This window comes from Vibrio sp., assembly GCF_047973365.1.
Classification (GTDB): Bacteria; Pseudomonadota; Gammaproteobacteria; order Enterobacterales; family Vibrionaceae; genus Vibrio.
Genome location: NZ_JBKEBW010000032.1, coordinates 1 through 13,771, shown reverse-complemented (window position 1 = coordinate 13,771; position 13,771 = coordinate 1). Strand labels below are relative to the sequence as shown.

General features: G+C 42.9%; 8 protein-coding genes and 2 pseudogenes. 3 read left to right on the top strand and 7 right to left on the bottom strand.

What is annotated here, in order from left to right:
- Positions 1–32 precede the first annotated feature (32 nt).
- The 3 genes from ptsP to dhaK are packed head-to-tail and all read right to left on the bottom strand — an operon-like array spanning position 33 to position 4,141.
- Complete coding sequence (gene ptsP, locus ACK5MF_RS05415) at positions 33–2,429, bottom strand: phosphoenolpyruvate--protein phosphotransferase (RefSeq protein ID WP_416920102.1); 2,397 nt, start codon at positions 2,427–2,429, stop codon at positions 33–35.
- Between the two features lie 2 nt (positions 2,430–2,431).
- Positions 2,432–3,067, bottom strand: coding sequence for a dihydroxyacetone kinase subunit DhaL (dhaL, locus tag ACK5MF_RS05410; protein ID WP_416920100.1), 636 nt, complete (start codon positions 3,065–3,067; stop codon positions 2,432–2,434).
- Positions 3,068–3,082: 15 nt separating this feature from the next.
- Positions 3,083–4,141 carry a dihydroxyacetone kinase subunit DhaK gene (gene dhaK / locus ACK5MF_RS05405; protein ID WP_416920098.1) on the bottom strand — a complete coding sequence of 353 codons (1,059 nt, stop codon included), beginning with the start codon at positions 4,139–4,141 and terminating at the stop codon, positions 3,083–3,085.
- Between the two features lie 334 nt (positions 4,142–4,475).
- Between dhaK and ACK5MF_RS05400 the strand changes: the two genes are divergently transcribed.
- The gene (locus ACK5MF_RS05400; RefSeq protein WP_416920097.1) at positions 4,476–5,561 is read left to right on the top strand and encodes a glycerol dehydrogenase; all 1,086 of its coding nucleotides are present in this window, start codon (positions 4,476–4,478) and stop codon (positions 5,559–5,561) included.
- Between the two features lie 541 nt (positions 5,562–6,102).
- Here the strand turns inward: ACK5MF_RS05400 and ACK5MF_RS05395 are convergent.
- The 4 genes and pseudogenes from ACK5MF_RS05395 to ACK5MF_RS05380 all read right to left on the bottom strand — a co-directional run.
- Positions 6,103–6,474 (bottom strand): cyclophilin-like fold protein, encoded by a 372-nt coding sequence (locus ACK5MF_RS05395; protein ID WP_416920095.1) that lies wholly within the window; start codon positions 6,472–6,474, stop codon positions 6,103–6,105.
- A 319-nt stretch (positions 6,475–6,793) separates the two neighbouring features.
- On the bottom strand, positions 6,794–8,152 hold the full coding sequence (locus tag ACK5MF_RS05390; protein ID WP_416920093.1) for an FAD-dependent oxidoreductase: 1,359 nt from the start codon (positions 8,150–8,152) through the stop codon (positions 6,794–6,796).
- A gap of 66 nt (positions 8,153–8,218) precedes the next feature.
- Complete coding sequence (locus ACK5MF_RS05385) at positions 8,219–9,865, bottom strand: BCCT family transporter (protein WP_416920091.1); 1,647 nt, start codon at positions 9,863–9,865, stop codon at positions 8,219–8,221.
- 270 nt (positions 9,866–10,135) lie between these two features.
- A pseudogene (locus tag ACK5MF_RS05380) lies at positions 10,136–10,243 on the bottom strand (IS200/IS605 family transposase); the annotation flags it as partial.
- 597 nt (positions 10,244–10,840) lie between these two features.
- Between ACK5MF_RS05380 and mutS the strand changes: the two are divergent.
- Both mutS and ACK5MF_RS05370 read left to right on the top strand, forming a co-directional pair.
- A complete protein-coding gene (mutS, locus tag ACK5MF_RS05375; RefSeq protein ID WP_416920089.1) occupies positions 10,841–13,438 on the top strand; it encodes a DNA mismatch repair protein MutS in 2,598 nt (865 codons plus the stop codon).
- Positions 13,439–13,570: 132 nt separating this feature from the next.
- A pseudogene (locus ACK5MF_RS05370) lies at positions 13,571–13,771 on the top strand (helix-turn-helix domain-containing protein); the annotation flags it as partial.

Here is a 13,771-nt window from a genome sequence, read left to right as displayed (position 1 = left end):
ACTCGAGGGTTTAATACTTATTAAATCAGGTTTTAAACATTAACGGCAAGATTAATCTTACGTACTTGCTCTTTCAAAGCTGGTAACAGGCTTGCGCTAGCACTGAACTTTCTCAAACCGAGTTTAAGTAGCAATTCTGTGGCTTTGGTATCGCCCGCCATTTCTCCACACATACTCACAGAGATACCCGCTTTATTACCCGCAGCACAAGTTAACTCAATCGCTTTAATGATAGCTGGCTCAAAGTAGTCCACTAACTCTGCGACTGCAGTATTACCACGATCGGCAGCCATTACATATTGCGTTAGATCGTTGGTACCAATTGAGAAAAAGTCCACTTCCTGTGCTAACGTATCAGCATTAAATACTGCTGCAGGCACTTCAATCATAATACCTACTGGCAAAGTCAGATTATCAATACCTAAGTTCTTTGCTTCACGCTCGAGCAAAGCTTTAACACGACGAATCTCTTCCACCATTGCTATCATAGGAATCATCAACTGGATATTGTTTTGTTCTTGATGAGCTCGTAATACCGCTCGAATTTGATTGATAAATAACTCTTCATGCGCTAAACACAAACGTACCCCGCGTAAGCCCAAGAATGGGTTTTCTTCTTCAGGCATCGGATACGCTGCGAGAGGCTTGTCACCTCCAACATCCAAACTGCGAATTGTCAACGGCTTATCACCAAAGGCCGCTGCTATATCACGATAAACCGCATACTGCTCATCTTCAGTTGGTAGTTCATCACTGGTTTGAAACAAAAACTCAGTACGAAACAAACCGACACCTTCCGCACCATTTCGAAGTGCCGATTCAACATCTTTTAGTCCACCAATATTCGCAACCACTTGAATAGAAGTACCATCGGCTGTGATGGCTTCCTCTTGAGCGCTATTTAGTGCCGATTGTTGAGCATCTAGCCATTCGGTACGTCTTTGAGCTAGTTCAGCTCGTACATCTTCTGGTGGTTCTATCCACAACACCCCACTAGAGCCATCTACAGTGATGGTTTGACCAACTTTCACTTGTTCTAAACACCCTTGCGCTTTAACAATAGCAGGAATGCCCATGGCTCTAGCTAAAATTGCACTGTGCGACGTTTTACCGCCTTCACTTAAACAGATGGCCATCACTTTAGACTTATCGAGTCCAGCAACATCTGAAGGCATTAAGTCACGAGCTAGGAGAATGCTAGGCCCATTAATTTGAATCGAAGATTGTTTCTTCCCTATCAAACTAATCATGAGCTGTCGAGCAATATCGTAGACATCCGCTTCGCGCTCACGCATGTATTCACTTTCTGCATTGCGGTAATCTTCTGCTAAAGCGTTAACAGTATTCATCCAAGCTTCTTCAGCTATAAAGCCCGACTCTATTTGTGCTACGGTATCTTGCAACAATTCAGGATCAGTTAACATCATAAGGTGGGCTTGGAAAATATCACCATGAGGTTGTTTTGCTTGTACCGTTAAATGCTGCGTCACCGTATCAACAGCAACTTGAAAACGATTAATCTCTGCCGCAGACGATTCAAATGGCCGATCTGGTACCACTGGCATTTCATGTGCAAACAAGACAGCTGGTGCCGTTACGATACCATCATTAACACTCAAACCTACAATTGCGCCCTCAATCTCTCGACTAACAACGATAACTTCATCATCTGTTGACTCCGAGACAACAGAGCCATTAACAATATCGGCTTCACCAAAATGTTGTTCTGCAAGCACAGTAAATGAATCGATAGCTGCTTGGGCATCATTACCACGAGCGAAGAAGGTAATGTTGTCTTCAAAACGAACACCCAATTTAGCTATGTTATTTAAACTTTTTGCACTAACACGTTGCTCACCTTTTTGCAGCCACATGTCACTGACAAACCCAGCTAACTTACTAACTATCGCAGCCGCTGGACGAGCATGAATACCGTGCGGGTTCTTCACTGTCCATTGGAATTGCAGTTCGTCACCTGTAGCTTCAGCTATCACTTCCACTTGAAAAGCTTGCTCGATATCTTCACCCAAGTGTTCGCGTTTTACATCTAGTGCGCAGCAAGCTTCTGCCACAACCGTTTCTATAGATAAACCAGCCGCCGCCGCGACAGACGCAGCCATCGAACCTTCTACAATAGGAGCGGCAACGAGTACAACTTTTTTGCGTGTGTCGTCATCTAATAATTCAAGTGCCATCTCGGTACTCAGCAGTGCACTGCCTAAGTCCATAAGCACCACAACACCCTGTTCGTCACAAACTTGCTCTATCGCCCCCATAACAGCTATAGCATCTGTACCGATTGGATTTTCTGGATCGTCCACACCAGCAGCGATCGCTAAATTAACCTTGCCCTGCGTCATTTGGGTGGCTAATTCAGCCACCCCTTCTGCGAGACATCGGCTGTGAGATACAACGACAATCCCGACCATATTTAGTTTCCTGTAACCGCTTGACGCAACGCTCTGATCATCAAAAGAGAAGATGTCGCCCCCGGGTCTTGGTGACCGACACTGCGCTCACCTAAGTAACTTGCACGACCTTTCTTTGCTTGCATTTCAATTGTCGAAACAGCGCTCTTCTCTGCAATGACAACCATTTCATCCAACAGATGATCTGGGCTAATACCACTTTCAAGCTGTGACTTAATGTTGTTCAACACTGGCAACCAAACGTCACACATGGTTTTGTCGCCTAGCTCTGCTTTACCGCGAGAAATAACGCCATCTACGCCACTTCTCAGTGCATCGACCAACTCTTCGAATGACAGTTGCTCACGCGTCCCAACAGAGGCCGCCGTACGAATAAATAGAGTACCGTAAAGCGGACCACTTGCACCACCAACACTAGAAAGCAACGTCATACCGGTGTTTTTCAATATAGTCGCGATATTTTGCTTCTCTACGCTTGGTAATATCTCTGCTACTTTTTTGAAACCACGATTCATGTTCAATCCATGGTCTGCATCACCAATATCACGATCTAAATCTGTTAGGAAATCTTGATTTTCCGCGTAAGATTGCGCACAAAGCTCAAGCCAGTTGATAATTTGATTCTTTTCGATTTTCATGTATTAGTCCTTGTCTTACCATTTGATTGCAGTTGTATCGACTGGTGCATCAAACAGTTCGATCATCTCTTTATCTGCTTGTAGCAAGGTGATAGAAACACCTTCCATATCCAAAGAAGTACAATAGTTACCAACCATGTTACGAACGACACGGAAACCTTCTTGATCACAGTTTTGCGCTAGACGACGATAAACACCATAAAGCTCAGACTCAGGAGTGCCACCCAAACCATTTACAATAGCAATATAATCCTGATTCCCACTAAACGCTTCAATAGCTAACTCTACTTCGTCCCATTGACCTTCCTCTCGGTTCCAATTACGCAGAGTACGGCTATAAGTCGAGTTATCTTTGAGTTCAATGAACATCTTGTCTACCAGCTTATCTGCTGTTGTGTATTTCACACGTTCGATACCTGGCTCACCATGTATGCCTACACCGAATTCAACTTCGTCGTCTCCTAAAACAAAAGATGGTTTACCTGCAGCAGGGACCACACATGCACTTAACGCAACGCCGAATGAACGACAGTTGTTATTTACACGACGAGCCAATGCTTCACATTGCTCAAGCGTGTAACCTCTGTCTGCTGCTGCACCAACGATTTTCTCTACAAGAACCGTACCTGCAACGCCACGACGACCGGCTGTGTATAAACTATCTTTTACCGCAACATCGTCATCAATAAGAACCGAGCCAACTTTAATTCCATCCGCGTGTAGAAGTTCAACAGCAGTTTCGAAGTTCAGTACATCTCCCGTATAATTTTTAATAAAAAATAGAACACCTTTACCTGTGTTTACTTGGTTACCGCATTCGTACATTTGGTCTGGAGTTGGTGAAGTGAATACTTCACCTAGGCAAGCACCAGTAAGCATACCTTTACCGATGAAGCCTGCGTGTAGAGGTTCGTGCCCACAACCTCCGCCAGATACAAGAGCCACCTGTCCTGGCGATTCTTCATGCCACATGTAGCGAGGACTGTAGTTTACTTTTAGTTCTGGGCGAGAATATGCCAGACCTTCCATTTGCTGTTGAACAACATCTTCAACACTATTGATTAACTTTTTCATATTTTCGTTCTCTTATAATTCAAACTTCGTTTTGCAGGGTTGAGGTCATTTTAAGTGGAAAAAAAGTACGCTCAATCAAAAAATATCGGTTCCAGCTTGGAACATTTCGCATAGTGCTTTTGTTTCAAAAAGAAACGAATTTTTCTCTCTCATACACTAGAGTGATCAGTACCAAGAACTGCCTTGACAAAGAAAAATACAAACGACGGCTTTGTCACCGCCGTCATACATTTGCTTATCGAATAGGCGATTTTCTTCTTCTTTTTGCTCTGTATACCTACGATAGCTTCAACGTTGAAACAAAACATAACTACATTAAAAAGGTCTGAATATCATGGATAAAATCATCATTAGCCCAAGCAAATATGTTCAAGGTGAAAACGTTTTGGGGTCTATCGCAAGTTACGTAAAAACACTCGGTGAAAACCCACTAGCTATAGCTGATGAGTTTGTTACTGGTTTAGTTGGAGAGACAGTAAAAAAGAGTTTCGCAAAAGAAAACATGCCTATAGCAATGGATATATTTAATGGCGAATGTTCTCGCGTAGAGATCGACCGTTTAACTGATATCTGCGCAACTCAAAAGAACGACGTCATCATTGGTATTGGTGGTGGTAAAACACTTGATACTGCGAAGTCTGTTGCTTACTACACAAAAATACCTGTAGTCGTGGTGCCAACAATCGCATCAACTGACGCACCAACATCTGCATTAGCCGTTATCTACACACCGGAAGGTGAGTTCGCAGAATATTTACTGTTCCATCGTAACCCGGACATGGTGATAATGGACACGGCTGTGATAGCTAAAGCACCAGTACGTCTACTTGTTGCTGGTATGGGTGATGCACTATCTACTTACTTTGAAGCTCGTGCAAACATGACTTCAGGTAAGGCAACGATGGCAGGCGGCGCACCAACTCGCTCAGCTCAAGCTTTAGCTAAACTATGTTACGAAACCCTGCTTGAAGATGGACTTAAAGCGAAAGTGGCGGTAGAGAATGGTGTTAGTACAAAAGCAGTAGAAAACATCATTGAAGCAAACACTTACTTAAGTGGTATCGGTTTCGAAAGTAGCGGCCTTGCTGGTGCTCACGCTATCCACAACGGTCTAACTAAACTAGAAGAGTGTCACCACCTATATCATGGTGAAAAAGTGGCATTCGGCACGCTTGTTCAGCTTGTATTGGAAAACGCGGAAATAGAAGAAATCAATACCGTTCTCAATTTCTGCCGTTCAGTTGGTCTACCGACTAACCTATTTGACATGGGCGTAAAAGAACTGAACCACGAGAAGCTATATGAAGTAGCGCAAGGTGCAACAGCTGAAGGCGAAACTATTCACAACATGCCATTCCCAGTAACAGCAGACAATGTGTTTTCCGCAATTCTGACTGCTCACCAGCTTGGTCAGAAATAAACTCCACACTTAGTCAATAAGTTACGAGCAAGGCAGGCTTTGGCTTGCCTTTTCGTCATTAAGCTGGATACTAACGTATCAGTTCCGGTCGCTAACTAGTCTATCGGCTGTCTTCCACAATAGCTCTCCAAATAAGGGAGCTACACTACACGATCTGAAAATTAACTTACCCTGATTGGTAGGATGTCTACTTTTTTGAACCGTAGTCCAAACATATGGATGACTCTCTTGTTGAATGATTGTCCCGATTTATTGATTTGGGCTCGTCTGGTAAAATGCTGAAGTCTTAACCTCATCTAATACAATACCGTGCTTCTCTGTAAAATTAGCAATTTAATCACAACTTCAATTCGCCCCTTGATGAACAAGATTTTAGTTCAAATGTCGGTTAAGGAGTGAGGACATCCATACCATTGGTTGCCCTGAATTAGCTGCGAAATCTCTGATATAAAAAATAAATTTTTCATTATTTATCAAAAAAAGCCCACCGAGGATATGGCGGGCAAAAGAGGGATAAAAACTGTTAGGTCAAAGTATGATCTCAAGCTAAAAATATTTCTACTTGAGCATTATCTTTAATATCAAATAATTGATTAGGTAAATCCAATAAAGAACCAAATACGTTAACCGGAGAAGCTGCCACAGGCTTGTTGCTGTTACTAGATGGTGTGTTGCCAAAGAACATACAAAACGCTTGCCCTGGAGGCCAATAAGCTAAGTCTCCGATTTCCACTTCTGTTTTCGCATCCATGCATTCATCAATCAGCAAGGGGATGGGAAAATATACCTCATTCCCCCAACGCCTTGCTCGTCCCTTTATGGGTAATGAAGATAAAATACGTTGAGCGGTATCTGAATGATTTAAAATAGCGGAATACTCAATATGGTTTATTCGAATTGTTATTTGGGTCATCTTACTTACAAACTCCGATTTAAGCCATTTCCGGTTTATCTGGCGGTACTAGTTTGCTGACATCAGCCATTTTGGTGTTGAAAGGTTTCACCGCACCGTGCTCCATCGTTAAAGCCACAATGTCTTGTGCACTTACATCACGAGAATAGACACGCTACGCCAACGGCTTGTCCCATTGCCATACAAGTACATTGTGTCCGAATTCCTGTAAGAGACACACGGTCTGGCGATAAAATTTATTTTAAATTTCAGTGTAAATAGCCCCCAAATGCTCCTACAAACCAGAACCACTGAGACTTATCACATCAAAGGTTGGGAGTTAGTGAATCCGAACCCCCTGCTTAACCAAAGTATTTTGTAGAGACTCCAGTTCAACATCACGTACATTGACACCTTGCTTCAATGATTCTGCAGCAGCAGTGCCAGCTCCTTCACCTGTTACAGCACAGCACATCATGTTACGCATAGAAGTATGAGCAACGACGCCACCAGAAATTGAACGACCTGCCACAAGTAAATTTTCTATCTGTTGAGGTACAAGGCAACCATATGGAATCTGGAAGTAGCGCCCTGTTGTGGGTAGAATTAAGTAACCACTACCGTCAATGAATTCAGGGAAAATACCGATAGAGTCATCGCAACGTCCTTGGTTCAGTACATATTCATCATCAATATGTGTATCACCAACAATTAAACGTGACTCACGAGTCCCCAACGTCATACCAAAATTACGTAGTTTAGCTCTCTCGAAACCTGGTACATAATGCTTAAGTGCATCAATTGCCCAAAGTGCTTGCTGACGACCTTCAATCTCTGCCTTAGTAAGATCCCATGCGTTAGTACAGTCGTAACCAAACGAATAAACCATATTTAATTGATGAGCTTCACCAACGTCAGAGAACGTTGACCAAGTACCAGCAATCGCTGATGCATCTCCGGGAATCACACCTTCTTCTTGTGCTTTAGTGAAGATGTCCTCCATATATGGACTGAACATATCATCTTCTTTACCCGTAGTTTGAATCGTCCAATTCTTACCCCAGTCTGCATAAGTTGGTTTTAGCTCTTCAACAACAAATTGGTTAAAACGCTCAACGTCAACACCTGCACAATGAAACATCACCGTTACACCCATTAATTCGTCCGTAGTTCGCTGATTGAAAGGAGCGCCCGCCAAAGCAACTATGTCTGCATCTCCCGTACAATCCACAATTCGTTTTGCCAGAATTGCGCCACGACCAGACTTACTTTCAACAATAACACCATTAATCGTGCAATCTTCTTTAAGAACGTCAACAACCCACGTATGATAAAGAGGAGTCACGTTTGCTTCTGCTATCATTCGATCTGCGATTACTTTGAAACCCTCAGTATCAATCGCCAAACTTTTTGATTGAGGTTCTTTACGAGCGAAGCCTGCTTCTTGAGCACGAACTTCGTATTCACGACCAATACCTTCACAATCGACGGTGCCTTCGTGACGATACCAAGCAAAACTTTCAACACCAGCTTGAGTTAGCATTCCACCTAAACAACCGTAACGTTCGATAATCATCGTATTAGCGCCAAGGCGACCAGAAGCAATCGCTGCAGTTAAACCCGCCGGACCACCACCAACGATAAGTACATCTGTTTCTGCAATCACAGGAATTTCTTTTTGAGGTTCAATTATTTTCACTTTTGTCTCCCTAAGAGCACCTTCTCTCGATTAAAGAAGGTGCCTTATATCTATGTTTGCTCTAGATTAACTTTGAGAAGGAATTGATTCTGTAGTGGGGTTAATTACTTGTTCTTCTTCAACTTTATCAACTGGTGTTTCTAAATAAATTCGACCTTTAGAATCCGGTGCAGGAAATCCTTCAGGGAAATCAATATTGATTTGCTTAATGAAACTCCTCACCACAATTGCAACAACAAAACATAAAGGGAAACCGGTTAAAATCGAAACTGTTTGTAAAGGCTTCAAACTTTCTGGATTAATGAAGTAAAGCGCGAGAGAAACCACACCAGCCAAAATTAACCAAAATGCAATGTTCCAGTGGGCTGGATCTTCGTCTTCTGAAATTTCCTCTTGAGTTGCAGCAGCTAGTGAGTAGCCAACAGCGCAGTGACCCGTTACGTAAGAAATAAGAGTGATAAGGCCGAATACAAACACAAATAGTGCTCCTAACGGCATTTGCTCTAGCATTGCGTAAACAACTGCTCCTCGTCCTTGTTCGTTCATAATAGTCATTAGATCAACTTGACCTGTCATCTGCATATTAATGCCCATACCAGGAAGGATCATGTAGAACACCATACAACCAAGAGAGCCTGCAATCAGCCCCCCCATAACCATTTCACGTATGGTTCTACCTCTAGAAATTTTCGCAATAAACAGACCAAACGGTAATGCATAAACAACCCACCAAGAGAAGTAAAAAATGGTCCATGCTTGAGGGAATCCACCATTACCAATTACGTCTGTCGCCAAATTCATATAAACGAAATTTTGTAACATTAAGCCTAAACCATCAACTGACTGGTTTAATATGTACGCTGTTGGACCGCAAACTAGTAGTGCTATCAGCATCACTACGTCAGCTCTAATGTTCCAGTCACTTAAAACAGCCACACCTTTCTTCAGTCCCATAATCAAAGCAATTAGAGGAATAAAGGTCCATAGAAAGATAACAAAGGTATCTAAAAATGCATTACTTGATTCCCACCCCATCACGTACACAATAGCGTTAGAAATAAGTGGAGTCCCTAAGGCTAAAGATGTCATAACACCACCTATCATACCGAACATATATAGGAAGTTAACTAAATGACCTGATATACCATCTGCTTTATTACCTAAAACAGGGCGAGCAAACTCACTAATTTTCAATGTGGATTGTTTACGTACATAGAAGAAGTATGCAATAGGTATTGCACACGCGATGTACCAAGCCCATGCAGATGGTCCCCAATGGAACATGCCATATGCAGAAGCCCAACGCGCAGCATCTACACTACCAGCTTCAATACCAAATGGTGGCGCTTGCATAATCCAGATCCATTCTACTGCGCCAAGATATAGGACACTACCACCAGTTCCGGATGTAAATATCATCCCTAACCAAGTCATTGTAGAAAATTCGGGACCATGATCTTTATCTCCCATTACGACACATCCGTAACGAGAGATGGCTAAATAAATACAGAATATTACAACGGCAAAGGTAGCCAACAAAAAGAACCAACCGAGTTCTCCCGTTGTAAATGCATGCAATTTGCCCATAACAAGTGCACTAGACTTTGGATTTATTAAAAAAAACACAGCCATAGATAAGGTTAGAATCGTAGCAGGCCAAAATACAGCCTTATCGATAGCCCCTTTTTTATGTTGGGATGTTTGGGTACTCATAATTTATTTCCACCACTTAACATTATTATTTCGGATAGAAGTGATTTTATAGGCCCCACCCCATAAATATTAGAAATAGCGTTTTTTTTAGATAGTATTTTTGAACAAATCCACAGGTAAATATTCAAAATAAAATTAGATAATATGATTTGTGAAGCAAGGTAACTTATTTAAGGAACACCTTTGATACCTTTTCAAAATGAAACGCTTCTACAAATGAATCATTCCATTTTGAAACAGTCAAACGGTTCGTATTTTGGCTTTGTTTAGTAACTCATTGAATGTTGAGCCTAGCTGTTTTCGCAGTGCTCCATATATCAACTTCATAAAAACCACATGGTATTTACAATCCCAACAGGTATGAGACAGACTCTTCATAGGTTGTTTCCTATTTACTTTTGGTCGAGCAAAGAAGTTACACCGTTGTTACGGTCAAACCTATGCGAGTCACCCCAGCTTGGCTGGGGGGTACCAATATTTAATTAACAACAACCAAATGAGCATCAGATGATAGATTTAAAAATCGTGGGAGGAGGGCAACGTAACCGATAATATACCAAGCATAACAATAGCAATGATCAACTCAATTAACACAAACCATAGTTATTTTTATTATTCAACAAGTTAATTGAAATCCTGATGCAATATTAAACATTAGAATATATCTTACATTTTCAGTCATAAAATGGCGGTTATTGGAACCAGATCGAGGAATTTTTACAACAAGCTGCTTGCTACATAATTCGATAAAACTTGGTCAGGAAGTTAAGATTCTTCGCTTTACCATCAGAGTCTCAATTGCTCTATTAGTTGAAGATTTGCTATCCTTGCTGTCAGCCATTTTGTCCCCATCACACTAGGTAACATTATGCTCCTTAAGGAATATGATTTTGCTTGGATGAAATTCATCAGAATATCTCGGGACTTAATGGGATAACTAATCCTGAATCTCATAATCCTTTGATAATAAACAGAATGAGCCAAACAATTACGAACACAAAAAATGCCGCTTCTGCTCACACCCCAATGATGCAGCAGTACTTAAAACTCAAGGCTGAAAACTCTGAGATATTGCTGTTTTATCGTATGGGAGATTTCTATGAGCTTTTCTACGATGATGCCAAGCGTGCTTCACAGTTGTTGGATATCTCTTTAACCAAACGAGGTGCATCGGCCGGTGAGCCGATTCCTATGGCGGGTGTGCCATTTCACGCGGTTGAAGGTTACTTGGCAAAATTGGTTCAATTGGGCGAATCGGTCGCTATCTGTGAGCAGATTGGTGATCCTGCCACCAGCAAAGGTCCGGTTGAACGTAAAGTCGTCCGCATTGTTACTCCGGGTACGGTCACTGATGAGGCGCTACTTTCTGAACGCCTTGATAACCTTGTCGCTGCAATTTATCACCACGATGGCAAATTCGGTTACGCAACTTTAGATATTACCTCCGGTCGTTTCCAACTGAGTGAACCTGAAACCGAAGAAGCAATGGCGGCAGAGTTACAAAGAACCGCTCCAAGAGAGCTGCTTTTCCCTGAAGATTTCTCACCAGTTCAACTGATGGCAAGCCGCAAAGCTAACCGCCGTCGTCCTATTTGGGAATTTGAACTCGATACGGCTAAGCAACAGCTCAACCAACAATTTGGTACGCGAGATTTAGTTGGCTTTGGGGTTGAAAATGCAAAACTGGGCTTATGTGCCGCCGGCTGTTTGATTCAATACGTTAAAGATACCCAGCGTACCGCACTGCCACATATCCGTTCATTAACCTTTGATCGTCAAGATCAGTCCGTCATCCTTGATGCAGCTACCCGCCGTAATTTAGAACTGACACAAAACCTTGCCGGCGGTACAGACAACACATTGGCAGAAGTGCTTGATCACTGCGCAACACCAATGGGCAGTCGTATGCTCAAACGTTGGATCCACCAACCTATGCGTTGCAGCAACACGCTCAATCAACGTCTGGATGCGATTGGTGAAATCAAACAGCAGGGCTTGTTTGCCGATGTTCACCCCATATTAAAACAGATCGGCGATATAGAGCGAATTTTGGCCCGTCTGGCGCTGCGTTCTGCTCGTCCAAGAGATCTAGCTCGCCTGCGTAACGCTATGCAGCAACTTCCAGAGCTGAGCGATACATTAGCCGAACTCGTGCACCCATATCTGGCGAAATTGCGTGATTACACTCAGCCAATGGATGAACTGTGTGAGCTATTAGAACGAGCCATCAAAGAGAATCCGCCCGTGGTCATTCGCGATGGTGGTGTTATCGCCGAAGGTTACAATGCCGAGCTCGATCAATGGCGTGATTTAGCCAACGGAGCAACAGAGTATCTGGAAAAATTAGAAGCTGACGAACGTGACCGTCACGGTATCGACACACTAAAAGTGGGCTATAACGCGGTACACGGTTTCTTTATTCAGGTCAGCCGTGGTCAAAGTCATCTTGTTCCACCACATTATGTTCGTCGCCAAACGCTGAAAAATGCAGAGCGCTATATCATTCAAGAGCTTAAAGAGCACGAAGATAAAGTGCTGAATTCAAAATCGAAAGCACTGGCGTTGGAAAAACAGCTTTGGGATCAACTGTTCGATTTATTGCTGCCTCATCTTGAACAGATGCAGAACCTTGCTTCTGCACTCTCTCAATTAGACGTATTGCAGAACCTTGCCGAACGAGCGGAAAGTTTGGATTACTGCCGACCAAGTATAACGGAAGCTCCGGGGATCCATATCCAGTCAGGACGTCATCCTGTGGTAGAACAAGTAATGAATGACCCGTTTATCGCCAACCCGATTGAACTGCATGCTCAGCGCAAAATGCTGATCATCACAGGTCCAAACATGGGGGGTAAATCCACCTATATGCGGCAAACAGCTCTGATTGCGCTGCTGGCACACATTGGTTGCTATGTTCCGGCGGAATCGGCACAAATCGGTTTGCTCGATAGAATCTTCACTCGTATCGGCGCTTCAGACGACCTTGCTTCTGGACGTTCAACCTTCATGGTTGAGATGACAGAGACCGCCAATATTCTGCATAACGCGACAGAAAAAAGTTTGGTGTTAATGGACGAGATCGGCCGTGGCACCAGTACTTATGATGGTTTGTCACTGGCTTGGGCAAGTGCAGAATGGTTAGCAAAACAGATTGGTGCCCTAACCCTGTTTGCAACTCACTATTTTGAATTGACTGAGCTACCAAATGTAATAGCAAATTTGGCGAATGTTCACTTAGATGCGGTAGAACACGGCGACAGCATCGCCTTTATGCACGCAGTACAAGAAGGCGCTGCCAGTAAATCTTATGGCTTAGCGGTTGCAGGGCTGGCTGGCGTACCTAAAACGGTGATCAAAAATGCGCGCAGTAAGCTGACTCAGCTTGAACAGCACAGCTTGCAACAAACAGGACAGCCATTGGCAAAATCAAGCTCCAAAGTCGATATCGCCAACCAGTTAAGTTTGATCCCAGAACCGAGTGAAGTGGAAAATGCATTAGCAGCCATTGATCCTGACGATTTAACCCCACGCCAAGCGTTAGAAGAGTTGTATCGTCTGAAGAAATTGCTGTAACTATCTTTGCCAGATTCAATAACAAAAAGGCACTCATAGAGTAATGCCAATCAGTTAAGAAAATCCTCGTTCCCATGCTCTGTGAAGTGACCCCCAATAGTTGGACAACCAATTATTGGGGGTCTTTTATTTATGTCCAAATACAGTCGCGAGTTAAAGTTCAAAGTAGCTAAAAAGTATCTTGATGGCTCCACTCCTCGAGAGCTCGCTGAAAAATATTCTGTCCCAACAAAACATGTTCGTTATTGGACTCATGTTTTCACTATGCATGGTTCAAATTCATTTTTAATTGATGGCCATTCTCTTAGTGCGGAAGCTAAGCTGGAAGCGTTG